The sequence below is a fragment of the Halalkalibacter oceani genome, assembly GCF_023715705.1.
Taxonomy (GTDB): domain Bacteria; phylum Bacillota; class Bacilli; order Bacillales; family Bacillaceae_D; genus Halalkalibacter; species Halalkalibacter oceani_A.
The window spans coordinates 1-24,617 of the sequence record NZ_JAMBOS010000035.1 but is presented as its reverse complement, the minus strand read 5'-3'; the positions used below and the strand labels follow the sequence as shown (position 1 = coordinate 24,617).

At 38.3% G+C, this 24,617-nt stretch carries 25 protein-coding genes and 1 pseudogene; 21 read left to right on the top strand and 5 right to left on the bottom strand.

Annotated elements, in window-relative coordinates; translation table 11 throughout:
- Positions 1–38 precede the first annotated feature (38 nt).
- The 5 genes from M3212_RS20230 to M3212_RS20210 are packed head-to-tail and all read left to right on the top strand — an operon-like array spanning position 39 to position 3,525.
- A complete protein-coding gene (locus M3212_RS20230) occupies positions 39–437 on the top strand; it encodes a cytochrome c biogenesis protein ResB (RefSeq protein WP_251195754.1) in 399 nt (132 codons plus the stop codon).
- Positions 430–1,623, top strand: a complete 1,194-nt coding sequence (ccsB, locus tag M3212_RS20225; RefSeq protein ID WP_251195753.1) for a c-type cytochrome biogenesis protein CcsB — start codon at positions 430–432, stop codon at positions 1,621–1,623. Before M3212_RS20230 ends, ccsB begins: the two co-directional genes overlap by 8 nt.
- 12 nt (positions 1,624–1,635) lie before the next feature.
- Complete coding sequence (locus M3212_RS20220; protein ID WP_251195752.1) at positions 1,636–2,346, top strand: cytochrome c biogenesis CcdA family protein; 711 nt, start codon at positions 1,636–1,638, stop codon at positions 2,344–2,346.
- Positions 2,347–2,360: 14 nt separating this feature from the next.
- Positions 2,361–2,576 carry an SHOCT domain-containing protein gene (locus tag M3212_RS20215; protein WP_251195751.1) on the top strand — a complete coding sequence of 72 codons (216 nt, stop codon included), beginning with the start codon at positions 2,361–2,363 and terminating at the stop codon, positions 2,574–2,576.
- Positions 2,577–2,622: 46 nt separating this feature from the next.
- Complete coding sequence (locus M3212_RS20210; protein WP_251195750.1) at positions 2,623–3,525, top strand: F510_1955 family glycosylhydrolase; 903 nt, start codon at positions 2,623–2,625, stop codon at positions 3,523–3,525.
- 96 nt (positions 3,526–3,621) lie between these two features.
- Here the strand turns inward: M3212_RS20210 and M3212_RS20205 are convergent, their stop codons facing one another.
- A complete protein-coding gene (locus M3212_RS20205; RefSeq protein WP_251195749.1) occupies positions 3,622–4,242 on the bottom strand; it encodes a hypothetical protein in 621 nt (206 codons plus the stop codon).
- A 149-nt stretch (positions 4,243–4,391) separates the two neighbouring features.
- Here M3212_RS20205 and M3212_RS20200 point away from each other — a divergent pair, with 149 nt between their 5' ends.
- Positions 4,392–5,675 carry an IS110 family transposase gene (locus M3212_RS20200; RefSeq protein WP_251195748.1) on the top strand — a complete coding sequence of 428 codons (1,284 nt, stop codon included), beginning with the start codon at positions 4,392–4,394 and terminating at the stop codon, positions 5,673–5,675.
- A gap of 586 nt (positions 5,676–6,261) precedes the next feature.
- On the opposite strand, the gene M3212_RS20195 is transcribed toward M3212_RS20200, so the two are convergent.
- Complete coding sequence (locus M3212_RS20195; protein WP_251195747.1) at positions 6,262–7,152, bottom strand: ImmA/IrrE family metallo-endopeptidase; 891 nt, start codon at positions 7,150–7,152, stop codon at positions 6,262–6,264.
- A complete protein-coding gene (locus M3212_RS20190; RefSeq protein WP_251195746.1) occupies positions 7,130–7,495 on the bottom strand; it encodes a helix-turn-helix domain-containing protein in 366 nt (121 codons plus the stop codon). Before M3212_RS20190 ends, M3212_RS20195 begins: the two co-directional genes overlap by 23 nt.
- Positions 7,496–7,725: 230 nt before the next feature.
- Between M3212_RS20190 and M3212_RS20185 the strand changes: the two genes are divergently transcribed.
- From M3212_RS20185 to M3212_RS20170, 4 genes and pseudogenes are all read left to right on the top strand, one after another.
- Positions 7,726–8,058, top strand: coding sequence for a four-helix bundle copper-binding protein (locus M3212_RS20185; protein WP_251195745.1), 333 nt, complete (start codon positions 7,726–7,728; stop codon positions 8,056–8,058).
- Positions 8,059–8,375: 317 nt separating this feature from the next.
- On the top strand, positions 8,376–9,065 hold the full coding sequence (locus tag M3212_RS20180; RefSeq protein WP_251195744.1) for a hypothetical protein: 690 nt from the start codon (positions 8,376–8,378) through the stop codon (positions 9,063–9,065).
- A 242-nt stretch (positions 9,066–9,307) separates the two neighbouring features.
- Positions 9,308–9,532 (top strand): annotated as a pseudogene (locus tag M3212_RS20175) (glutaredoxin family protein); the annotation flags it as partial.
- A gap of 132 nt (positions 9,533–9,664) precedes the next feature.
- A complete protein-coding gene (locus M3212_RS20170; RefSeq protein WP_251195743.1) occupies positions 9,665–10,300 on the top strand; it encodes a nitrite reductase in 636 nt (211 codons plus the stop codon).
- Positions 10,301–10,505: 205 nt separating this feature from the next.
- Here the strand turns inward: M3212_RS20170 and M3212_RS20165 are convergent, their stop codons facing one another.
- On the bottom strand, positions 10,506–11,945 hold the full coding sequence (locus M3212_RS20165; RefSeq protein ID WP_251195742.1) for an MATE family efflux transporter: 1,440 nt from the start codon (positions 11,943–11,945) through the stop codon (positions 10,506–10,508).
- A gap of 387 nt (positions 11,946–12,332) precedes the next feature.
- Here M3212_RS20165 and asnB point away from each other — a divergent pair, with 387 nt between their 5' ends.
- Positions 12,333–14,246: an asparagine synthase (glutamine-hydrolyzing) gene (asnB, locus tag M3212_RS20160; RefSeq protein ID WP_251195741.1), complete on the top strand. Its 1,914-nt coding sequence runs from the start codon at positions 12,333–12,335 to the stop codon at positions 14,244–14,246.
- A gap of 58 nt (positions 14,247–14,304) precedes the next feature.
- Positions 14,305–14,721: a rhodanese-like domain-containing protein gene (locus M3212_RS20155; RefSeq protein ID WP_251195740.1), complete on the top strand. Its 417-nt coding sequence runs from the start codon at positions 14,305–14,307 to the stop codon at positions 14,719–14,721.
- Positions 14,722–14,766: 45 nt separating this feature from the next.
- Here M3212_RS20155 and M3212_RS20150 read toward each other — a convergent pair whose 3' ends face one another.
- Positions 14,767–15,600 carry a cupredoxin domain-containing protein gene (locus M3212_RS20150; protein ID WP_251195739.1) on the bottom strand — a complete coding sequence of 278 codons (834 nt, stop codon included), beginning with the start codon at positions 15,598–15,600 and terminating at the stop codon, positions 14,767–14,769.
- Between the two features lie 157 nt (positions 15,601–15,757).
- Here M3212_RS20150 and lgt point away from each other — a divergent pair, with 157 nt between their 5' ends.
- From lgt to M3212_RS20105, 9 genes are all read left to right on the top strand, one after another.
- A complete protein-coding gene (gene lgt, locus M3212_RS20145; protein ID WP_251195738.1) occupies positions 15,758–16,600 on the top strand; it encodes a prolipoprotein diacylglyceryl transferase in 843 nt (280 codons plus the stop codon).
- 285 nt (positions 16,601–16,885) lie between these two features.
- The gene (locus M3212_RS20140; RefSeq protein ID WP_251195737.1) at positions 16,886–17,707 is read left to right on the top strand and encodes a DUF1670 domain-containing protein; all 822 of its coding nucleotides are present in this window, start codon (positions 16,886–16,888) and stop codon (positions 17,705–17,707) included.
- The gene (locus M3212_RS20135) at positions 17,704–17,949 is read left to right on the top strand and encodes a hypothetical protein (protein ID WP_251195736.1); all 246 of its coding nucleotides are present in this window, start codon (positions 17,704–17,706) and stop codon (positions 17,947–17,949) included. Before M3212_RS20140 ends, M3212_RS20135 begins: the two co-directional genes overlap by 4 nt.
- Before the next feature lie 93 nt (positions 17,950–18,042).
- Positions 18,043–18,492 (top strand): DUF1670 domain-containing protein, encoded by a 450-nt coding sequence (locus tag M3212_RS20130; protein ID WP_349774213.1) that lies wholly within the window; start codon positions 18,043–18,045, stop codon positions 18,490–18,492.
- A gap of 341 nt (positions 18,493–18,833) precedes the next feature.
- Positions 18,834–19,043 (top strand): copper chaperone CopZ, encoded by a 210-nt coding sequence (copZ, locus tag M3212_RS20125; RefSeq protein WP_251195735.1) that lies wholly within the window; start codon positions 18,834–18,836, stop codon positions 19,041–19,043.
- Positions 19,044–19,152: 109 nt separating this feature from the next.
- Positions 19,153–21,564, top strand: coding sequence for a heavy metal translocating P-type ATPase (locus M3212_RS20120; RefSeq protein WP_251195734.1), 2,412 nt, complete (start codon positions 19,153–19,155; stop codon positions 21,562–21,564).
- Between the two features lie 389 nt (positions 21,565–21,953).
- Positions 21,954–22,661, top strand: coding sequence for a response regulator transcription factor (locus M3212_RS20115; RefSeq protein WP_251195733.1), 708 nt, complete (start codon positions 21,954–21,956; stop codon positions 22,659–22,661).
- Between the two features lie 401 nt (positions 22,662–23,062).
- On the top strand, positions 23,063–24,085 hold the full coding sequence (locus M3212_RS20110; protein ID WP_251195732.1) for an NlpC/P60 family protein: 1,023 nt from the start codon (positions 23,063–23,065) through the stop codon (positions 24,083–24,085).
- Between the two features lie 345 nt (positions 24,086–24,430).
- Positions 24,431–24,617 (top strand): hypothetical protein (locus tag M3212_RS20105; RefSeq protein WP_251195731.1); only part of this gene is annotated, 187 nt, incomplete at its 3' end.

Genomic DNA, 24,617 nt, shown 5'->3' with positions numbered 1-24,617 from the left:
AGTTCAGAAATCCTGATAATCCAGCTTTTATATTTGAAGTGAACAGTCCCAATCAAGAAGAGAATGAAGTCAGTTTCCTTGCGATTGGTGAAAATTTTGATCCTAGTAGCTCGAATCATTATCGACTGACGTTGTCTGGAGCTGAGACAAAACACGTTACTGGGTTAACTGTTCGTAAAGACTATACGTTACCATTTCTGATTGTTGGTGGTGCGATATTTATGATTGGACTTGTTCAAGGAAGTTACTGGACACATCGCCGGATTTGGTTGAAACAGGAAGGCGATCGAACTGTTCTAGCAGCTCATACGAATAAAAGTTGGTATGGTTTTAAACAAGAGATATTTGAATTGACTGAAAAACTTGGAATTAGTGAACCTATCGATAGAAGAGACGATGTAGGCTCTTCGAAAGGAGAAGGATCAAAAAATGGTTGAATTAAGTAGTAATTTTTTGCTCGCCGCCTTTTTTATTTATATTAGCGCTTTAATTGTTTATTCGGTAACACTCTCCTATGAAAATAAAAAAGATCAAAGTAAGGCGAAGAAGTGGGGATGGATTGGTTTTGGACTTGCTCTTGCAGGCTTCTTATCACAGCTAGGATATTTTATTACGAGATGGATAGCCGCCGGACATCCCCCTGTTAGCAATATGTTTGAATATATAACGTTTTTAGGGATGACCATTATCTTTGCGTTCTTGATTCTCTATTTAATCTATAAAAAATCTGTACTAGGCCTATTTTCAATGCCAATAGGGGTTGTTATCATTGCCTATGCGTCTGTGTTTCCAAGTGACGTTTCTCCTTTGATACCTGCCTTACAATCCTACTGGCTGCATATTCATGTCATAACGACAGCGATTGGACAAGGTATATTGGGAATCGGCTTCATTGCAGGTCTCATTTATTTAATACGAGTTGTCGACCAATCGAAACGATCAAAACAAACGTTTTGGCTTGAAACCATCGTATTTACCATAACTTGTGCCATCGGGATCTCAATCACAGTTGGAATTTTTTCAGCTGTCAATTATTCGGTCACATTTAATTGGGTTAACGAACTGGACGTCGAAGCACAGCTTGAATATGACTTACCGGCGATTGCAGGACCATATGAAGGGGAATTTGCTTCTGATCAGAATCGTTTTGGTCCCATAATTGAAACGCCAAGTTGGATGAACGGGGTTGAGGCACCGCGAAAATTCAATACGCTTTTATGGTCGATTTTTTCAGGAAGTCTACTATACCTAACATTACGTCTAATATTGAGAAAGCGTGTTTCATCTGCGATTCAACCAATCGTCAAAAACGTCAGTCCACAGTTGTTCGATGAAGTAAGCTATCGGGCAATTTTAATTGGCTTTCCTGTCTTTACGCTAGGAGGATTAATCTTTGCAATGATTTGGGCACAAGTGGCGTGGACACGGTTCTGGGGCTGGGATCCAAAAGAAGTATGGGCATTAATTACCTTTCTATTTTATGCTGCGTATTTGCATCTCCGACTCTCAAAAGGTTGGCATGGGGAGAGGTTAGCCTGGTTATTAGTCATTGGATTTGCAATTATTATGTTTAACTTGCTCGTAGTCAATCTCGTCGTCGCTGGATTACACTCTTATGCATAAAAGGAGTTTACTATGAATGATGTAACAATTTTCTTAGCTTTTGCAGCAGGGGTATTGTCTTTTGTCTCACCCTGTAACCTCCCTCTTTACCCTGCTTTTCTATCGTATATAACGGGATTAACGATGGATGATTTTAAGCAAAAGGGGAAAGGCTTGCCTCCGAAAGCAATGCTACACACCTTGATCTTTATCTTAGGATTTTCAACAATTTTTATCGTACTCGGAATGTCGACTTCCTTTATTGGGGAACTATTCATTAGGTATAATAATTTGATTCGACAGATTGGGGCCATCTTTATTGTTGTATTTGGACTCGTGACAATCGGTGTGATAAAACCGATGTTTCTAATGAAAAATCATCAGGTTAAGCTCTCAAAAAGACCAAGCGGTTTTGTAGGGACCTATGTCATTGGGCTTGCTTTTGCAGCGGGGTGGACTCCTTGTATTGGTCCAATATTGGCTTCTGTGATCGCTTTAAGTGTGAGTAACCCAGGTTCGGGAATGCTCTATATGAGTGCGTATAGCGTCGGGTTTGCGATTCCTTTCTTTTTTATGACATTTTTCATTGGTAAAATGAATTGGATTAAAAAGTATATGAATCTGATTATGAAAGTTGGCGGCGCATTGATGATCGTCTTTGGAACCGCACTCTATTTTGATTGGATGACACGAATTACTTCCTATTTAGTGAACAATGTATTTAATGGATTTATGGGATTTTAATGGGGGGATAAAGCATGATGAATCATATGTTTCATTCACAAATGTGGACTTACATGTTGTCGATGGGAATTGTCGCTCTTGCACTTCTCTCTGTCACATTTTTGATTTTAAAGTTACTCTTTAATCAGGAGGGAAGGGCGAAATCACCTTATGCCATATTAGAAGAGCGCTACGCAAGCGGCGAAATCTCTGAAGATGAATTTGAGAAAAGAAAAAAAGCGTTAAAATAAGAATCGATTAGCTTAAACACAAATTATTGAAGTAGGAAGGGATAGTATGAAAAAAATGTTATTAGGAAGTTTATTGTCATTGTCATTGTTTTTAATCACTGCATGTTCAAGTAACTCAGATGGGATTGATTCGTTCACTCATCTCCACGGACTGGAATACGCACAAACAGGTGATGGCTTTTATGTAGCGACGCATCACGGTTTAGTGCATGCAGATGAAACGGGATGGAATCTAATGGGAGAGCCGGAACAGCAGCACGATTTTATGGGCTATACAATTATTGAAGGTGAGAAGATGATTTCAAGTGGTCACCCTAGTGTACAATCAGACTATAATGACCCACTTGGCGTTATCCTTAGTGAAGATGCTGGTGAGACGTGGGAACCGATTGCCCTTTATGAAGAAGTGGACTTTCATATCCTACACATAAATGAAACAAATAAGGACTTCATGTATGGAATTGACGTGTACAATTCCAATTTGTACAGGTCTGAAAATGGGGGGTATGACTGGGATATGCTTGATGTAACTGGCATGCCAGAACCGCTCGCCTCCGTTCTTTCGTTCACGTCCCATCCTCAATCACCTAATCATTTACTTGCTGGAACGGAGAATGGTTTCTATACCTCGTCGGACGGAGGAGAGACGTGGACACAAAATAACGCAAACCTCAGCGCGAGCGCATTAACGACACTTGATTCAGAGTCAGAGGAATTACTCGCGTATCTCTTTGGTGAGAAACAAGGACTTTACTATAGTGAAAACTTTGGTGAAACTTGGCAGTCCCTAGATTTCGAAGTAGACGATGAAACGATAGGATATATTAACATCCATCCAACCGATAAAAATAGACTCCTGATTGGTTCTCATCAACAAAGTATTTATGAGACAACCGATTTTGGCAAATCTTGGGAGGTGCTTGCTGAAGAAGGACAGCCGAAGCGTTAACTGAATTTATAATTTAAACCCCGAGGAATTTAGTACCTTGGGGTCTTTTGTGAGAGAGAAGAGTAAGAGTATTTGGAAAATATAGAACCGAAAATGTTATAGGAGTGGAGTAGGCTTTCCAGTGCTTTTTTGGATGGCATGTGCATAGAGAGTGTCCATTCCTTCTTTAAATTCTTGCCAATTAGGATTCGTGCTTTTTTCATGTCTCGTTGCTAAATAATGAAACTTATAAAGAGAACGCATCGTTTTTGGGCTTGCCATGCGTAATGTAACTAAATAATAGATGATTTCATAGAGTCGTAGTGTTATCAGTGAATCCAAATTAGTTTCCAGTTTGTCTGCGTGTTCAACCAGTCGTAAAGCATTCGAATCATTGGAACAAAAATAAATTAACTCTTTCACATGAATGTAGGCTAGTGATTTGACTTCCCCGCGGTCATCTTTGTTATCAAGCTCTGGTTCATAATTCGTAGGTGCAGCTATTTTTTGTTCAACCGATCGACGAATGAATTCTTCCTCCTCGGTCAATTCTTCGTCCTTTAACAGAAGGAGAGCTTGTTGCTGAATTTTGTTATCTATATATCTGGATAAATTTGGCTTTACAATTACTTCTTCATAAACAGCTTGATGTATGGCTAAATAGGGAAAGGTTTTAAATAAGGGATCGAGCCATATTCTTCGATAAAAATCAAAATCAAGAACTGCCTGAGGACCCAATACTTTTGAACGGTTGGGAGGAATAAGGAGCATTCCTGTAATGAAGAAATTTGAGGATTGAACAAAAAAGAGCCCTCTTGGTATTATACGAGGTGTCCAATCGTTGCAACGAAAAAGGACCCTTAATTGATACCCAAGGAGGACTCGTAATGAATTATACTCAAAATCACAAAATCTCGCAAATCACACCATCAACATTAATTATTGGCATTGATATTGCCAAAGACAAACATGTCGCACGTGCTCAAGATGATCGAGGATTAGACTTTGGAAAGCGTTTGATCTTTGAAAATCGAATCTTTGGCTTTGAAGCCCTCGTTGAGTGGGTAAAGCAACACCAAGAAAAACACAAGAAGAATCACGTCATTTTTGGCGTAGAACCAACAGGACATTATTGGAAGAGTCTTGCTTACTATCTAACGGCAAAAGGTTACGACTTTGTCGTCGTGAACCCAATGCACGTTAAGAAAAGTAAAGAACTTGATGACAATTCTCCAACGAAAAACGATACGAAAGACGCAAAAGTGATCGCCCAGTTAATCAAAGATGGGCGATACTCTGTACCAAACCTCTTAGATGGCATATATGCGGAACTAAGAGAATGCGTAAACATTCGAGATCAGCTTACTGAACAATTAATGATCACAGAAGGTCGTATTCAAAATGTGATTCAACGCTACTTTCCAGAGTTTTTCGATGTGTTTGGAGATTGGGAAGGCAAAGCCGCTCTCTGTACCTTAAAGCTGTTTCCGTTCCCCTCTGATATTCATAAAAAGACACCAGAGAGGGTTCTTCAAGAATGGAAACCGTATGTCCAACGAGGAGTTGGCATTAAGCGCGCAACGAAGCTTGTAGAAACAGCCAAAAAGAGCATTGGAATTGAAGTAGGCTTGAAATTTGCCAAGTGTGAACTGAAGAATCTTATTGAGCAGTATGAGCTTTTTAAGCGTCAATTAGAAGAGTTGGATCAGGAATTAGAAGCCATCGTTGAAACATTACCTGGTGCCCAACAAATGATGAAAATTCCAGGCTTAGGGGCGGTGACTGTTGGATTATTCTTTGCGGAAGTTGGGGACATTTCAAAGTACTCTCATCCTCAACAATTAGTGAACTTAGCAGGGCTATCATTACGTGAGCACAGTTCAGGTAAATGTAAAGGGCAAACAAGGATTACAAAGCGAGGAAGGAAACGATTACGCCGAGCCTTATATTTAGCGATTCGTCCCCTTGTCGCCCATAATTCAACATTTAAAGCCCTGCATCACTATTACACCAAACGCCCTGAACGCCCTTTGAAAAAGCAACAATCTTTGATTGCCTTGTGTTGTAAGTTACTACGTGTGTTGTTTGTCATTGGTCAAAAACAGTGTGAATTTGATGGTTCAAGATTAATAAAAGATATTCCTCAAATGGATGGATTACAGGCAGTGTAACCTTAGAAAGCAGATCACCCAAAGTGGCTTGACACGGAGCCTCTGCGGGCATGGCTCCTTGGCGAAGCGGCGAGTCATCCAATGATTCGCCCATGGCTAAGGAAGCCTACCATGCCCGCCACTCCATGTAAAGCCGTGCATCATCTGTATACTTACAAATAACAAACACCAATAGTGCAGAGTCGGAGTTTATTTTCACCATACGGGCTTATGACCCAGCAAAGGAGCTTATCCGACCTCCACCTCATGGATACGCAGGACGAAGGAAGGTATGGATACCAATCCGGAGAGACATGGGAGGGTGAGCGACCGTGAGTAGCGTGGAGATTTATAGGCACGGTCATACTACTCAATTACCAAACTATACCAGTTTGGACGTTAGGATGGATTATCCCCTGTAAGAAATTTTAATTCGTTCTACTTCTATCCAGTAGTACTGGTGAGATTACTATTTGGTGTTAGTGAAATTTGGAGAATACACGAGTATTAGCGAGAAAATTAAACTTTATTGAGGTTGGCATCAATTGGAAGGATTTGACTATAATCGTTAATTAGAGATAGCAACGCATCATTTGGCACTGACAAGTCAATCTTCATCGTCGGCTTCTCCTTCTTCAATCTCCCTTAACATGTCCTCCATTAATCCTTGCTCAAGCTCTTCTTCCAAACCATACTCATTTAATTGCTTCCCAAATAGCGATAGGTCCTCCGCCAGTTCATCAAGTCCAATAATCGCACTTTCGTAATTTTGTAACATATGTTCCAATAAACGTGCATCTGCTCCCATTTTGTGGGTCTTTTTATTTAATAACGTAAACACGTCTGCGTCATAACTCATCGCAATTTTATAATATAAGCTTGTTTCATTTCTTACATCTTGTGACCATAAAGTTTGATAAAGCGCTTGATCAGTTAATGCTTCTACCTCTACTAACCGACGAACTATTGATTTGTACGGTGTTTTATAATCCAAATGGAGTCTAGCGATAAATCGTAATAAAGCAGATAAATTCCAATTATCGACGCTTAGCTCATAGTTGTTCTTTTCAAGAATTGCTTCTTTAAGGGTTTTAGATGGAAGTAAAAATGAAGCAGCAAATTGATTTGCCTTTCGCTCTCTCAGTCCTTTCGCCTCTTCCATGTTTCGACAAAGATAAAGATCTTCAGTTTCCTCCCAGTGGTGGTACAGCTCATGGGCAATCGCAAATAGCTGAGTGTCGTAATATTGAGCGGTGTTGACCCCAATGAAGGATAAGATATTTCCCTCCTTCTCTTTTGAAGATAAATACATCGCAGAAAGGGGCTCTTCGTGTGTACCAGGTTCCTTAGGCAAATACAGCATACCGATGTCTAGTTTTGCGACAAGCTGTAATATCCCGTCTCCTAGTGCCCCCATACCCAATTGAAACATATCCCGCTTTTGCTCGACCAGCTTTTCGAGCTCGTATCGTTCCTTACCTGTCAACGGATTTTGCATGATCTATCGCATTCCTGATTCTATTATGTTTACGCAGGCATAGCATCATGGAAACCATGTCTTCTAGCCATTCTTTCTCATTCGACGTTTGAGCTTCCCCCATCATTGCAACAAACACGTTACGATCTTCTTTTTCCTCAGCAATCTCACTAAGGTCAAAATTTAATACGTCCATAAGACGATTTAATTGAAAGATGGATGGAATATGTTTCTTGTTTTCAATTCGTCCAATGATTTGACGATTAATATCTGTTTTTTGTCCTAAATCTCCTTGTGTATAACCTGCTAGCTCACGTCTTTCTACGATCAAAGAACCAAGCTTTTCAGCTGATATTTTTCTCATTGTCAATCCCCTCCATCTTTATGATACTATAAATACCATAACAATGACAAATTAATAATTTAACTGGTACAATTTATATCTTCCTTACTTGGTCATATTATTCTTAAAAGGTTATTTTGATTAAACTGATACTGAATTCGAAATAAAAGATCTAAATACTATACATGGGTTACGTTTAATAATTAGAGCATTGGGTATAGATATAGTAAACCATTAAAGGAGTGATTTAGATGAATGCAACACAAAAGCAATGTATCGAAGAGTGTTTAGAATGTTTAAAGGCATGTAACTATTGTTTTGATTCGTGTTTAAACGAAAATGATTTAAATTCGCTTAAAGATTGTATTAAATTAACGCGTGAGTGTGCTGAGGTTTGTGAATATGCTGTGTCCGCAATGACGCGAAATAGTGCTTTTATGAATCAAATTTGTCAATTATGTGCTGAGATTTGTGAAGCTTGTGCAAAAGAGTGCAGAAAGCATGCAGAACATCATGAGCATTGCAAAAAATGTGCTGAAGCGTGTGAGCGTTGTGCCGAAGTTTGTCGGTCAATGATTGCTTAATACTTATTCACTTTAGACAGGGTCGTTTCATCAGATCCTGTCTTTTCATTATGAGTGAAACACATTGAAGGAACAATAAATGATTCGAAGTCTAAATTTATCGAAATCTAAACATTTTATTAACAATTCGATGCAGCAAAACTGTAACCGACTTACTACTGGTAGCTTCTCCATATCAGGATTAAGAAGGGAGAATCAAGCGATACGATTAGAGTGAATAGGGATAGTTCGATTATCGTGTTTTTCTTTAACAGGTATAATTACAAAAACAAATAACACACTATCATCATATAGGTAACAAGCAGGAGGGCGTATACATGGATCATCATCATGACTACCATAACGAACATGCAGACCATGGAGCAAATGAAATAAGTGAAGTTACACCACAAGTGTCATATGATACCGGTGTTATCACGATTGAGCTTAAAGACAAAAATAATGAGGTACCGGAACTAGACGTTTCCCATGAAAAAAATATGCATTTGATTATCGTTAGCTCAGACTTAAAAGAGTATTATCATTTACACCCAAAAGAAAAAAATAGTGGGGCATATTCACAGGAATTTACTTTGTCTGATAACTCTTACAAAGTATTCGTTGATATTAAACCAAAAGGTCTAAACTATTCCGTTGAACCGATTGAGCTAAATGTTGGTGAAGCACACAGGGAACACTATGAAAACCAACTTGTTAAAGATACGAATTTTTCAAAAACAATCAATGGTCAAACGGTTGAACTAACTACTCGATCCTTTGAAGTAAACAAAGAGATTTCCCTAAATTTTGATGTGAAAGGCGCTACACCTGAACCATATCTTGGTGCCTTAGGACATGTCATCATCCTAGATGAAGCTGGAAAAAAATTTATCCATGTTCACCCAGTTTCGAATAAAAAATCGGTGTTTAAAACGCAATTTAACCAGCCAGGGGTGTATAAACTTTGGGTTGAATTCAAGTTTGGAGAAAAAGTCAATGCCTACCCATATGTGATAGAGGTTAATTAAAAATCGACAGAAGCTTGGAAAATGGAATGAAGGCATGACTAAAACTAAAGGGAGAAACAGGATAGAAACTTATATATGCTTTTATCCGGAGTATTAGGAGAGCAAGGCAAAATAAAAATAACTGGGGAAATATGACAAATTTAATGCGGAAAAAAGTAAAAAATACGGTGAAAGGTGATTGGTTTATGAAAAAATTTCAACTTGAGCTCTATAGTAGACCCACTTGAACAGACTGCCAAGCAGGGAAAGAGTTTCTTTCCGATAATAACATCTCTTATATCGAATATGATTTATCAAAACAAACTTCTAAGGAAGAAGACTTAATAAATCTAACAGGTACAAGAATTGTGCCGACTTTCGTATTCAAAACTAAATCATTATTACAATTGATGAATAAACCAAAAATTATTATTGGCTTTGAACAAAATAGAGATGAAATTAAACAATTATTAAACATTAAAAACTGACCTGAGATAGCCTACTACTGAATAAGTAAGTAGGTTATTTTCAATAGACACAGAAATAAATACCCAGCAATAGTATGGTATAGTAAAGAAGCAAATCAAAAATGAAAAAAAGAGAAAGGTGTGAAATTTGTAATGGATCAAAAAGAAAAAATGATTAAATTGGCTGTTAACGGTGGAATATCATTTGGTGCAAAATTAAATACCAAACAACTAGCTTTAATTTTAGAATATATGAATGATGGTGATGAACTGGAAGTCACGACTTTTCAACAACTTTACATCGAGGTGCCTGAAAGTAAAGTGGATATAGTTAAGAAAAAATTCAAGGAAATAGGATTATCCTGTTATCCGGTGGGGAATTTTGTGAAAAGCCTAAGGACCTGTAATTTTTGTAAAGGATCTGAGGAAGAAGGTATGCCAGTTGCACGTGAGTTAAATAAGCGAATGGCGGGAAAACCAGTTCCCTTTACGCTCCGGCCAGCCTATACCGGTTGTCCGGTTGGATGCGGTGAACCTTTAGTCAATGATATTGGAGTTATGAAAGTAAGAAATGGCTATGATTTATATATTGGAGGAAAGGCAAAAGGAAAGGATGCACAAGTAGGGACCTTATTAGCGGAGCAGTTAATTCCTGAAAAACTTTATGAAGTTGTCGAAAAAATCCTTGACATTTATATGGAACACGCGAAGAAGAGAGAGCCATTTTTCAAATTCATTAATCGTATCGGATTAGATAACCTGAAAATCAAATTGCAAGAAAATAAATAATGGGGAACAACTATTAAAATAAGGTGACAACACCAATTTAGTAATTGTCATAAATATTTCATCCTGGTTTTATTAAATGTGAAACCAGGATGTTTAAAGAAGAAATCCAAAAAGTCAATCAAAAATAACCATAAACAGAATAACTTTAAAGTATATTCGAGCCGAGCAGTTTGACCTTCAAATGAAAAAATAGTTCTTTAAATGATTAATAATTATTTACACAGCAGGACATATTTTCTTTCGTCGACTGAGGATGACATTCTGATTCAGGATCCCTTTTAGGATCGGTTTTCGTAGAAATCCATTTTCCCCTTGTAAATTTCATCCACAGTACGATAGCTTTAAAAAGGATGTCTAGTCCAATCGCAAGCCATACGCCCCCAAGTCCCCATCCTAAATATAGTCCTAAAATATAAATGAATAAGGTACGGACTCCCCACATGCCAACGGCAGTCAAATACATAGGGAACTTTGTATTATTTGCTCCTTGAAAGGCCCCTGTTAATACGAGCACAATTGCTAAAAATGGTTGCGATAGCCCAGAGATTTGAAGGGCAATTTTGATATCGTTTATAACTTCCGGATCATTTGTAAAAAAGGAACCGATCCATTCCCCTAGGAAAAAGAGAAATATTCCGAGAACTGCCATGAAACTAACAGATAGAAAGGTACATAGTTGTGCATAGCTTTTGGCCTCCTCATACTTGTGAGCACCGACTTGTTGACCGACAAGAATAGTTGCTGCTGTCGCAAAACCATACCCAATCATATACGATAATACCTCTATATTACCCGCAATCTGATGGGCGGCAAACGAATTGGTACCAAGCGCCACGATCAGACCGAAATAAACGATTTGTCCTGCTCGCATGACAAGGCGTTCCCCAGCCGCAGGGCTTCCTAACGTGACCAATTCCCACTGATGACCCCAGTCGATCTTCCAATATTCTTTTTTAAAAAAAATCAATTTCGACTTTGTAATGTAAAAGTACAATCCGACTACCCCAATCAATCGAGCGATAACAGTTGCCCAAGCAGCCCCAACAATACCAAGCGCTGGTATGAAAGCAAAACCGAAAATGAGGACAAAGTCCAATAGAACATGGAAAATGTTAATGACAATGCTAACTATCATCGGAGCTTTCGTATTCCCCGAACCACGTAAGATGCTGCTAAAAACGAACGTCAAAGACATTAAAAAGGAAGGAATGGCAACAATTCGAAAATAGACTGCCGCGACCGCTAAAACATCCGGGGTAATACCCATTAAACGAAGCAATGGTTCTGCAAAAAACAGGGTGGTCAAACCAGACAGAACCCCCAAAATAAAGGCCATTACTACGGCTTGTTGAGCAATGTGCCGCGCTTTTTCAATCTTATTTGCACCTAAAAAGTTGGAAACATATACATTGACGGCAACACCGATTGCCATAAAAATTGCAAAATAAATTGCTAAAAGGGCGTTCGTTACACCAACGGCTGATACTTCAACAAGACCGATTTTCGAAACGAAGTAGGTATCAACAAAACCTATCGATTGTTGAAAAAAATTCTCTATAACAGCTGGAAGGGCAAGTAAGAGAGTTATCTTTATTTTTTCATTAAGCGTTTTATTCGATTTCAACCTGTGATTATCAACATTCATTCTTAATTTTCCTCTTTCTAAAATAGAAGAAATTATCCATAGCCAAAATCCCTTCTTAATTTAATTCAGTTAACTTAAAGCAAATCCATCTGAATCAAAGTACCATTAACTTTTCTATTAATTGACGATAGCTGGTACTATCATGTGTCATATCATTAAAAGATATGTAATCATTCATGAAGAAGAGTTATGCTGCAATGTAAAAATTGAAAAGAGGGAGTAAAGAGAGCTAGCATTAAAAAGGGCCTTTCATTGCTTAGTTCAATTGTTTTATTTTTTATATGTTTATGCTTTTCTCCACACAAACAACAAAACTCACTTGTATCATGAACCATACTCTTCGAAAAGTGTGCAACTATATATTAAAGATCAATTGAGGTGGAAAACATGTGTGGATTTGTTGGGTATATAAATAATAAAGAAGACGAAGTTAAAAGGAAGAAAGGGACTATTGTTGAGATGGTGGAATCGATCGTTCACCGTGGTCCTGATGATTCAGGGTACTTTGTTGACAAACACGTCGTCTTTGGATTTCGAAGATTGAGTATTATTGATTTGAAACTTGGTAAGCAGCCGATATCATATGAAAATAATAGATATTGGATGGTGTTCAATGGAGAAATCTACAATTATAACGAGCTACGCCATCGATTGAAGAAAAAGGGTTATACCTTTAATACATCTTCCGATTCTGAAACCATTTTGGCTCTATTTCAGGATAAAAAAGAACGTGCTTTTTTGGAACTACGAGGGATGTTTGCCATTCTAATATGGGACAAGCGTGAGAAAGTGTTGTATGGGGCGAGAGATCCTTTTGGGATTAAGCCTTTATATTATGCATACGGGGAGAATGAGCATGAACTCTATTTTGCTTCTGAAAAGAAAAGTTTGTCATTGATGCAAGAGATGAAGTCTTTAAATAAGGAGGCACTTCATCATTACCTGACCTTTCAATATGTCCCTGAGCCGATGACCATGACAAAAAAAACATATAAAATCGAGCCTGGTTGTTATTTTATAAAAAAGCCTCGACAGAAAATGGTGTTTAAAACATATTGGGAACCTACGTTTAAACCTGCCGAGACAAATCTTGAAACCAGTGCAAAACGGATCGTCTCAACATTAGAGGAATCCGTTAAATATCATATGGCCAGCGATGTTCCATTGGGAGCTTTTTTATCAGGAGGAGTAGACTCGACTTGCATCGTTGCATTAGCAAAAGAAATCAATCCTAACATCAAAACATTTACGGTTGGCTTTGAACAAGACGGTTATCATGAAATTGATTCTGTTGAGCAAACGGCGGAGGCATTAAAGGTGAACAACTCGTATTATCAAATTTCAGTTGATGAATTTATGGAGGAACTTCCAAAAATCATTTGGCACTTGGATGATCCAGTAGCGGATCCAGCTGCTATTCCGCTTTATTTTCTTGCAAGAGAAGCGGCAAAACAGGTAAAAGTTGTCTTATCGGGCGAAGGTGCTGATGAACTATTTGGAGGCTATCGAATCTATCAAGAGCCCCTATCGCTTCGCCCATTTTCTAAACTTCCCGATAGTGGGAAGAGAATGATGAAGTTCATTACGGAAAGAGTCCCATACAAAATAAAGGGTAAAAGTTTTATTGAACGTGGAATAACGCCACTTGAAGAACGTTATATTGGCAATGCTAGAATGTTTTCAGAAGTTGATAAAAGAACGATATTAAAAAGTTATCATCCAGATTTTACTTATCGAAACATTACGATTCCTTTTTATGACCGGATTCAGCATTTGGATGAGGTAACGAAAATGCAATATATTGATATCCAGACATGGCTGAGAGGCGATATCCTTGTAAAAGCAGATCGAATGACAATGGCACATTCATTAGAGCTACGTGTCCCGTTCTTGGATAAAGAAGTGTTCAAGGTCGCTGCCGGTTTGCATCCCTCATTAAAAATAAATAAGGTCCAAACAAAAGTCGCTCTTAGAGAAGCGATAAGTCATCTTGTACCTGAACATATTGTTAATCGAGCTAAGCTAGGGTTCCCAGTTCCCATTCGCTATTGGCTGCAAAATGAGATGTATGACTGGGCACATGACCTCATTCAGAGTAGCCAGACTGAACATTTATTTGAGAAAGAAGAAGTAATAAAGTTATTAGAAAACCACCGAAAAATCAAGATGGATGAAAGACCGATGTTGAAAAGCTCCTTCGATTACAGTCGCCCACTTTGGACAGTCTTAACCTTTATGTTATGGCATCAAGTCTACATCGAAAAAATATATGATTTCCACTCTAAAATTGAACATCGATAAAGCTATTATTTTTTCATGGTTCAAAATGAGTGATTTGCTAAAAGAGGAGGCATGGAACGTGAAAGGAAATAAGTTAGTTACGATCCTATTTTTCTTTGTATTAGCATTGGCGATTCTCATCGTTATAAATCCACTGGCGATTCAGAGGCAAATGGAGACGACAACTCAGGAATGGGAGGAAATTGATCAAGATAAAGTTTTGATGGAAATCGGTAATGAAGAAGTAGAATTTGTGGATTTGAGAGAGGAAGAGCTATATGCGGAAGGGCATATACCAGGTGCCATTAACATTCCATACGAAGATTTTCAGCAACGTACGAATGAACTCACTAAGGACAAGCAGGTGATTTTAATCTGTCATACTGGTCGTATGGGTGTGGAAAGCGCAGATTTCTTAGTGAAACAAGGATTTGAAGATGTTGCAAATTTTGGTGGGGGAATGGCAGTGTGGGATGGACCGCTCGATTCAAAATAAAAACAAAGAAAAGCCAGCATAAGTGATAGGATGCCGGCTTTTTTATCATGAGTCAATGACTAATATCGTCGCAACCATCCCAGCTTCTTTGTGCCCAGGAAGGGTACATATCGCTTCGTAAATGCCAGGTTTTTCAAAAACAACACGTTGACTATTTGAGGTTCCAGGCTTTGCATGGAGATGATAATCTAACCCTTTAATTTCAAAATCATGTTCTTCCAATCCAGTATTCAACAGAGTCAATGTAACTTCTTCATTCGGTGGAATTTTAATTTGCTCAGGACCAAAGTCATATTCACTTGCATGGATCATAAGCTCATTCTTGGGAGCGTGAGATGAATGGTCGATCATTTCATTATTTAATACGAATGAATAGCCATGAAAACTATAAATAAAGAAACAAGCGACCAAAAAGTAAGGCAACGGCTGAAAAAAGAATGAGTTTCTTTGATAGGCTTTTACTAGCTCTGATGTTTGAATTAAATATACAAAAAAGAAAATGCCAACAGTCAAGAGACTCATTATACTTAACAATTGGTTCTGATATTCAGGTGTAATCATCACGCCGAGCATGGCCCCCATCATTCCCCCCATGATTCCAGACATAAGTCCATCTAAAATGGCAACGAGAGAAAAGGGATACCCTGAAATCACACCGATAAATCCCCCAATCAACATACTAATAATGGTAACTTCAAAAATGAACGTTGGGTACAAGATTGCTAATAATGCACCCGTACTTAACCCTACGACCATTCCTAGTGTCATTGCAAGAACCATCCCTACCATGTTACCAAGTTTCTCCTTAAACAAATACGTATAAAGTATTAACCAACTTAATAATACGATGAAAACTACACCAAGCATGATTGACTGCATGAGTTAGATTTCTCCTCTCCCTGGTTCTTAATTTAATTTTATTAATGTGGGAGTATGAATATGTACAAGTTTTTTCTTAGAAAACCTATCGGCCTACACACATTGTACAAATTTATTTATTATACTAATGGACGGCTAGAAAGAAAGGAGAAGGCTTATGGAACCTTTAAATCGTATTGCATTCGAAGTTGGGCCGTTCACCGTCTACTGGTATGGAATGATCATTATGATGGGTATTTTACTAGGTATTTGGTTAGCGAACAGGGAAGCCAGCAGGCACGGTCTGCCAAAGGGCTTTTTTTCTGATATGCTCCTATATGCATTGCCAATAGCAATTATTTCGGCAAGGTTCTATTACGTGATTTTTAATTGGGACTACTTCAGTCAAAATCCCTCTCAAATCATTGCTATTTGGGAAGGTGGCATAGCTATTCACGGAGCATTAATTGGTGGCTTTCTAACCACATATTTTTATACAAAAAGGAAACAGGTTTCTTTTTGGAAAGTTGCTGATATTGCTGCTCCAAGCCTGATTCTTGGGCAATCGATAGGCAGATGGGGAAACTTTATAAATCAGGAAGCGCATGGGGGACCTGTCACACGGACATTTCTTGAAAGCCTAAAATTACCTGAGTTTATCATTAATCAAATGTATATCAATGGCGTCTATTATCATCCGACATTTCTTTACGAATCATTATGGAATTTAGTTGGATTTATCCTGTTAATGGTGATGCGAAAAGTAAACCCAATAAGGGGTTATCTCATCGTTTCCTATGTAATATGGTATTCGATTGGACGTTTCTTTATTGAAGGAATGCGTACAGATAGCTTAATGGTGACAGAATCACTAAGAGCTGCCCAGCTTATGTCGATTTTTCTAGTTGGAATCGGAGTGTGGTTACTTATTCTCTTGAAAAAGAAATACCCTGATGTTCAATATAGAAGCAAGCTGCCCCAAAAGAACCAAAAGGGAAGAGGGAAAAAGAAGAAGAAATAAAAAAAGAAGAGAGTTTGGTTTTTAACAGAGAAGCCAGCCCCGAAAGAATCCGTATGGTGAAGTGATTGTTTTGGGGCTTTTCAAAAAGTTTTTGAATCGATATTTTGTTTTTTCGAATGATCAGGATAGAACTTCATAAAAAGAGTAAAAATAGAAGAATGATAATACACTTTTAGAAATATAAATAAGGGCATTTGTCCGCCTAAAGTGACGTTCGACAGCTCCAGACAAACTCACTAAACTAGTAGTAAGAGTTGGGAGCAGAGAAGAAGGAGGACAAATGACATGGAAAAAACAGTACAAGAGCGTCTCGAATCTAAGTCAAGAGACAGCCAACTGTTTGAGATGTTTGTAAATCAGTTCGAGTTTTCACCAAAGACGGCCGAAGCGATCATAGATACGGTCAAAGAGACATATGAGCTACACCGTTTTGATCCCGATAGAGAAACAGACTATGGGCAAGTGAACCGACAAGTGATTGCGATCAGTGCCAAGCATGGTCCACGCCTGAGAGAGCTTCCAATGGTCACCGTCACTCTAACACTAGATAATGGGCAAGAAGACCAAGAAGTGAGACGGAGCCATGGAAGCAAAGCTTTAAGACAATCACGTATTAGCAGGGTGGCAGAAGAAGCCATTGACCAAGGTGGTGTACTAACACAAGAAGATTTATCAGATCTTTTTGAGGTTGATGTACGCACCATTCGTCGAGATATCCAATCTCTTACGAAAGAGGGTATTCGAATCCAAACGAGAGGAGCTTACCATGATATCGGTCCGACCCTCTCTCATAAAGTATGGATTGTCAGCTTGTATTTACAGTATAAAACCTATTCAGAGATCTCTCGAACGACCAAACACTCAACAAATTCAATCAAGCGCTATTTGAAGGACTTTGGACGAGTGGTTGTCTGTTCAAAGAAAGGTTTATCCGTAGCTGAAACCGCTCACGTTGCTGGTATTTCAGAGCGTTTGGCTAACGAATACTTGGAACTATTTCATGACTATAACAGCCCAAAATACGCAGACCGACTCGAGGATATTCTAACGAGATCGAATCCTTCTTCACCAATGGTGCAGGAAAAAAAGGGGGCTATGAAGTCATGAAGAACCAAAAGACGAAAGAGAGTGGTATCTCCAAACGAACCTTTCGAAGCGGACTGATTGAAATGCTTGAGTCTGAATACAAGCTTATTGGCAGCCATAAAGTGATCGAGTTGATCGCTGATGACATTTGCCAATTGCGTGATGAATTTTACCCAATGAATCATGAAACTAGTTTTGGCAATTTGACGTGGATTACCACCTCCAGTGAGAATAAAAAAGCCAAAGTTAGGACAAAAAATTGAAGATTATAAATCGCAACGAATTGACTTACCTTTGGTTACTGAAGAAGACCTCAAAAGCATCGGGACAAAAGCGCCAAACGGGATCAAGCAAGAATTGTAAGGCTCATTCATTCCGCTTTTGAACAAGGTGGATTACTTACCTTAGAAGAGTTATCCCTTATGGTCAACCGATCCGTGATGACCATTTCTAAGAGAATCCAAGAGTACCAGGAAGAACACCAAATCATTCTTCCAATCAAGGGAAATCAGTTAGATATAGGACCAGGCATCACGCATAAAAAGATCATCATTGAGCTATACGAACAACAAGTGGCACCACCTGATATTGCCAAACGGACACACCATAGCTTGGAAGCTGTCGATCGATATATCAAGGACTATGAAAAAGTTAAATTCCTTGTCCGTAGAAAGATCGACCAAGGGGATATAAGCCATCTTACTGGTCGAGGAAAGAAAGTCATTGATCAATATTTAGACATCCTAAAACGACATCATCCATCTCTTTTTGAAGACAAATGTCCTGAGCAACCAACCAAAGAGTAAGGACAAAAAGAACCGGACAAATCCCCTAAGTATTTTCAAAGAGCAACAAATAGGCGGAAAAATGTCCTGAATAAATGATCCTTGACAATTAAAAAGGGAAAATTAACCATTGAAAATGGGAAGAAGGATCACTTTTAGCCCGAAAATGTTTTGAACTTGGAGGGGCTAGCCCCTCCAAGTTCAAAACATTAAGAAATACAAGGAAAGAAAGAGCTATTAAGAGGACAAATGTCCTGAATGTAAAATTTTAAACCTTTAAAAACAATTCACTTGATATACCCAACTAGAGTATAGTAATATAAAGTTGCGTCACAAATAAAAACTTAAAGGAGGATTTTGTCGTGGAAGAAAAAACACTAATTGTAAAAGGGATGTCTTGTGGACATTGTGTAAATTCGATAGAGGGTAATGTAGGTCAATTAGGAGGCGTAAAATCAGTAAAAGTTTTATTAGATAAAGGTAAGGTTCTTGTTGAATACGACTCTAAACAAGTCAGTTTAAATGAAATCAAACATGTTATTGAGGAACAAGGCTATGACATTGAGGAATAAGATACGTGATTGTAATTGAAAGGTATATAATAAATAATCGTGCGTTTGCACGATTATTTTATAAAATATAACATACCCCAACATGGTATAAATGTTAGGAGTGAAGAAAATGAGTCAAGAAGAAATATCTTTGAAGGTTTCGGGTATGACTTGCGCTGCATGTGCTAACAAAATTGAAAAAGGCTTATCCAAAATCGATGGGGTTCAAGAAGCAAATGTGAATTTTGCTCTTGAAAGCACAAAAATTAAATACGACCCTTCCCAAACAAATACTCAAGCATTCGAAGACAAAATTGAGAAATTAGGGTACAAAGTGATCCATGAGAAAGCTGAGTTTGACATTTCAGGCATGACCTGTGCTGCGTGTGCCACAAAAATTGAAAAAAGAATAAATAAGTTAGAGGGGGTATTCTCCGCAAATGTGAATTTTGCCCTGGAGATGATCTCAGTAGAATATGATGAAAAAAATGTAAAGCCTTACGACATGATAGAAGCCGTAAAGAAACTTGGGTATAGCTTAATTCCTAAACAAGAAGCAAAAGAAAAAATGGACCATAAAGAAAAAGAAATTGAAAAGCAATACGGGAAGTTCCTGTTTTCAACGATTCTCACTCTTCCCCTTTTATGGACGATGGTCACCCATTTCGAATTTACTTCATTCTTATACATGCCGGACATGTTCATGAACCCATGGGTACAATTGGCACTAGCCACACCAGTCCAATTTGTCATTGGGGCACAATTTTATAGAGGGGCATATCACGCTATAAAAAATAAAAGTGCCAACATGGATGTTCTTGTAGCTCTTGGAACAAGTGCCGCGTATTTCTACAGTATCTATTTAGGATGGGAGTGGGTGAGTACCGGCAGACAAGGAATGCCAGAACTTTATTTTGAAGCCGCTGCTATTATTATCACATTGATTGTTTTAGGAAAGTTATTTGAAGTTAGGGCAAAAGGAAGAACAAGTCAAGCCCTACAAAAGCTTCTTGGTTTACAGGCGAAAAATGCCCGTGTAATTCGAGATGGAATAGAGAGTGAAATTCCGGTAGAAGAAGTTGTGGTTGGGGATACCGTCGTTATTAAGCCAGGGGAAAAGGTACCAGTTGATGGGGAGATATTAGAAGGACGTTCTGCCTTAGACGAGTCCATGATTACTGGAGAAAGTATTCCAATTGACAAAACAGTAGGTGACCCTGTAATTGGGGCAACCATTAATAAAAATGGCTCCATAAAAATCAAAGCAACTAAGGTAGGTAAAGATACTGCGTTGTCTCAAATTGTGAAAGTGGTTGAGGAAGCACAAGGATCGAAAGCAAATATTCAAAGAATGGTCGATAAGGTATCAGGCATCTTTGTACCAATCGTTGTTTTGGTTGCTGTTTTAACATTTTTAGTATGGTACCTTATCATCACCCCAGGAGACTTACGATCGGCCATTATTCCTCTGATTTCAATCTTGGTTATCGCCTGCCCATGTGCCCTTGGTCTTGCGACACCAACCTCTATTATGGCAGGATCTGGTCGAGCAGCAGAGATGGGATTATTATTTAAAGGTGGAGAGCATTTAGAAAACACACAATCCATTCAAACTGTTGTTTTAGATAAAACTGGAACCGTTACAAAAGGAGAGCCCGAGCTAACTGATATAAGTGTGACAAATGATTTTATTGAAAAAGATGTCATGTATTATCTAGGCTCAGCCGAAAAGAATTCTGAACACCCTTTGGCACAAGCCATTGTTAACGGTGTAAGAAATGAAGGGGTTTCTCTAAATGAACCGAGTCAATTCGAAGCCATACCTGGCTACGGCATTCGAGCAGTCGTTGACAACAAAGAAGTTCTAGCGGGAACTAGAAAGTTAATGGACCAACATTCGATTAACTTTAAAAATGCTCTTTCACAAATAGAAGTTTTGGAAAGTGAAGGGAAGACTGCAATGCTAATTGCAATAGATGGCCAATTTGCAGGAGTTGTTGCTGTAGCTGATACCGTTAAAGAGACTTCGAAAGAAGCGGTTAAGCGGATGTTAGAGCTGGACTTAGAAGTCGTAATGTTGACGGGAGATAATGAAAGGACGGCTAATGCTATAGCGAAACAAGTCGGGATAAGTCATGTCATTGCAGAAGTCATACCCGAGCAGAAAAGTGCCGAAATAGAAAAACTCCAGCAACAAGGAAAAAAAGTAGCGATGGTAGGGGATGGAATAAATGATGCTCCAGCACTTGCCATGGCAGATATCGGAATGGCAATTGGTACAGGGACCGATGTCGCTATTGAAGCAGCAGACATAACATTAATGCGAGGAGACTTGAATAGTGTTGTTGATGCCATTCAAATGAGTCGAAAAACAATGCGAAACATTAAACAAAATCTTTTCTTTGCATTTTTCTATAACACGGCTGCTATCCCAATAGCAGCGGTAGGGTTGCTTGCTCCTTGGGTAGCTGGTGCGGCTATGGCTTTTAGCTCTGTCTCAGTGGTCTTAAATGCGTTGAGATTACAAAAGGTAAAACTTTAAAGGGAGGCGTATTATGAAGGGAAGAAAGTTGTGGATATTGTCCGGAGTTATTTACCTATCTCTTGTAATTGTTGGCTATAGTTTTATAACAGGTGGTAATCCGTTAGATAGTGGAAACATGCACGAGGAACACAGTAGTCACAAATGAATGAAATGGGAGGGGCTTGGTGATCAAGCTTCTCCTTAATTTTGTCTACCACTTAACACTTTATTTTTAATCCTAACTTACTTCCTAATTAGTATTTATTCGCATAGCTAACGTGCATTTCTTCATGCTTTCTTCATATTTACAGACTAATATTAGTAACAAGCACAACAATAACAAGAGAGAGTTTAGCTGGGCTAGTAGCATGCGTAGCTTACTCTTCATGAAAGGAGTAGATAATCACATGAAAAGGGTTCTTATCGTCGATGATGAGCAAAAAATGCACACATTAATATCGATTTGTATCCAGTCAGCTAACTTTGAAGTCGAGACGGCTTATTCCGGTGAGCAAGCCATTCAGATACTTGAAGAAAAACATTTTGACCTTATGCTACTTGATATTATGATGCCAAAGATGGATGGGTTACAAGTGCTTAAACAGTTAAAACATAGGAAAAGAGTTGTACCCACTATCATTCTCTCTGCGCTTGGAGAAACCGATCAGATTGTAGATGGTCTAAACAACGGTGCCTATGACTATGTAATAAAACCGTTTGAACCAAAAGAGCTAGTGGCAAGAATCCATTCAGTGCTTCGTCGTGCTCAACCTTCTGACGAGGATGTTAGCATTAATAGAATGTACGGAATTACTCTTAATCAAATCCAACAAACGGTGACGTACAAAAACAAAACCGTTATATTTACGAAAAAAGAATACGGCATATTCGCACGCTTGTTTTCTCAGCCGGGACGAGTCTACACTAGAGAACAACTCATGTATCTAGAATGGGATGACTTGGATGACCGTAATTACCGGAATGTCGATACCCATATAAAAAATGTTCGCGATAAATTAAAACAGGCTGGAGTCGAGCAATCAGTGGTTGAAACAGTTTGGGGGGTCGGATACAGAATTCCGCAACAAGAAGATTCTAAAGAACGATACTATTAACGAGATTTATACAACAGTTTTGCAATCACTCAAAACGATATTATCAACTTAAAATGAAAAACAATGTGTTTAGTCTCCCTTTGCACATTGTTTTTGGTTTTTTATGATAAATATGACCGAATCACTAAAAATTTTAATAATCTTCTTATCATACCTACTATGAATATGATTCAAGACACTCAATAAAAATCGTTTTTTGGACCAATCGGAATTAGATAGATTTTACGAACCTCAAGCTTTAATCAAATATTGATATTACTCTAAGACTAACGGAATTTTTTATGACATTTTGTCTTTAAACTGTTAAATACCCGTAAAATGAATTTTCAGGGTGATGTGCTAGACTTATCTAAGAAATGAATAGAATTTTATGGAACTTTGTCGGAGAAAGGAGTAAGGATGTGAAAAAGAAGGTTTTATCAGCTATTCTAGCCATTCTGATGGTGACAACCCTATTTTCTTTAAATGAGGCAGATGCTTCAAAACATGCTGATATTGTTACACATGCAAAGGAACAACTAGGAGTACCTTATCGGTTTGGCGGTACGATTCCCAGTGGATTTGATTGTTCGGGATTTATTGGATATGTCTACAAAAAGGTGGGGATTGAGCTTCCAAGAACAGCAAGTGGACAATATGGTGCAGGAAAATCAGTTTCCAAATCTGATTTACAAGTAGGCGATCTGGTATTCTTTGAAACATACAAACCAGGACCGTCTCATTCTGGTATTTACATAGGTGACGATCAATTTATACACGTTTCTTCGACTAGAGGAGTCTCCATTTCATCGGTTAATGATCCCTATTATTGGGCAGAAAGATACTTGGGTGCTAGACGGATTCTAGAGGAAGACAAGATAGTAAAGCAACTAGCAAATGAATATGAGACACTTCCTGCGGGTCAGTATCATGATGTACCTACAAACTTTTGGGCAAAGCAAGAGATTGAAACGTTAGGGGTAAATGGTTTGATTACAGGCTTTGATCAGAGTTTCTTTCGTCCAGATAACGATGTAACTCGTGCACAAGTAGCGATTATTCTTGCACGCGCATTTGACTTAGTACCGACTACATATTCTGGTGACTTTGATGATGTAAATGAGAATTCCTATGCGTATGAAGCTATTCAAGCGGTTGTTGATGCTGGGCTCTTTAATGGGGATACAAACGGAAACTTCCGTCCAAATGCTCCCTTTACACGTGAACACATTGCCATTGTTTTTTCAAAAGCATTAAATTTACCAGAAGCTTCTGAGGTTAAAGATTTTACAGATGTTGTTTCGTCTCATCCATCTTTTGAACCCATACAACGGCTAGCAGCTAGTGGGATAACTACTGGATTTAATGACAATACTTTCCGCCCAGAGGCTTCAACGACTCGCGCACAATTTGCAGTTTTTCTCCATCGGGCCTTATATGAATAAGGTTTAGATAAACATTGGATATACAATATTGAAACATATAGATACACGTTTCAGCACATGAATTGGTTCATGTTAATTAGATTTAAGAAAGAGCGAACTTCTATGCGGGGGAACGCTCTTTTTATATTGATACAAATAAATGTGGTCATTGTTAAGAAAGGGTACATGCATTAGTAATTTTGATTTTTTAAATCTTATAGTAATTTACATGCTTTCTTCATATTTTCTGGCTATTATAATTTAAAAGAGGCAAGATTATAAGGGGAACATATACAATCCAAAGGGTGAGGTGTAAGTGAGAGGAGTCAAGTCCCGATGAATAATAAGACTCGAGGAAACGGTTAAATGAAATTATCGACGAAACTTGCGCTACTTATGTTTTTATCAACGGTGTTGGTCATTATAGCTGTTAATGACGTTCTACAATGTCTGGATCTTGACGGCGCTAATTGTCCTAAAACTGACGGATTCACTGTCCAAAATGAAGGGGAAGCAATCCTTTGCTCCCCCTTCATTTTACAAATCTACTTGA

Coding starts and splice junctions, on each gene's coding strand:
- M3212_RS20215 (WP_251195751.1), top strand. CDS start 2,361: ATGATGAATCATATGTTTCATTCACAAATGTGGACTTACATGTTGTCG.
- lgt (WP_251195738.1), top strand. CDS start 15,758: ATGGAACCTTTAAATCGTATTGCATTCGAAGTTGGGCCGTTCACCGTC.
- M3212_RS20220 (WP_251195752.1), top strand. CDS start 1,636: ATGAATGATGTAACAATTTTCTTAGCTTTTGCAGCAGGGGTATTGTCT.
- M3212_RS20180 (WP_251195744.1), top strand. CDS start 8,376: ATGGATCATCATCATGACTACCATAACGAACATGCAGACCATGGAGCA.
- M3212_RS20120 (WP_251195734.1), top strand. CDS start 19,153: ATGAGTCAAGAAGAAATATCTTTGAAGGTTTCGGGTATGACTTGCGCT.
- M3212_RS20195 (WP_251195747.1), bottom strand. CDS start 7,152: ATGCAAAATCCGTTGACAGGTAAGGAACGATACGAGCTCGAAAAGCTG.
- M3212_RS20190 (WP_251195746.1), bottom strand. CDS start 7,495: ATGAGAAAAATATCAGCTGAAAAGCTTGGTTCTTTGATCGTAGAAAGA.
- M3212_RS20200 (WP_251195748.1), top strand. CDS start 4,392: ATGAATTATACTCAAAATCACAAAATCTCGCAAATCACACCATCAACA.
- M3212_RS20115 (WP_251195733.1), top strand. CDS start 21,954: ATGAAAAGGGTTCTTATCGTCGATGATGAGCAAAAAATGCACACATTA.
- M3212_RS20165 (WP_251195742.1), bottom strand. CDS start 11,945: ATGAATGTTGATAATCACAGGTTGAAATCGAATAAAACGCTTAATGAA.
- asnB (WP_251195741.1), top strand. CDS start 12,333: ATGTGTGGATTTGTTGGGTATATAAATAATAAAGAAGACGAAGTTAAA.
- M3212_RS20210 (WP_251195750.1), top strand. CDS start 2,623: ATGAAAAAAATGTTATTAGGAAGTTTATTGTCATTGTCATTGTTTTTA.
- M3212_RS20135 (WP_251195736.1), top strand. CDS start 17,704: ATGAAGAACCAAAAGACGAAAGAGAGTGGTATCTCCAAACGAACCTTT.
- M3212_RS20170 (WP_251195743.1), top strand. CDS start 9,665: ATGGATCAAAAAGAAAAAATGATTAAATTGGCTGTTAACGGTGGAATA.
- M3212_RS20150 (WP_251195739.1), bottom strand. CDS start 15,600: ATGCAGTCAATCATGCTTGGTGTAGTTTTCATCGTATTATTAAGTTGG.
- ccsB (WP_251195753.1), top strand. CDS start 430: ATGGTTGAATTAAGTAGTAATTTTTTGCTCGCCGCCTTTTTTATTTAT.
- M3212_RS20185 (WP_251195745.1), top strand. CDS start 7,726: ATGAATGCAACACAAAAGCAATGTATCGAAGAGTGTTTAGAATGTTTA.
- M3212_RS20140 (WP_251195737.1), top strand. CDS start 16,886: ATGGAAAAAACAGTACAAGAGCGTCTCGAATCTAAGTCAAGAGACAGC.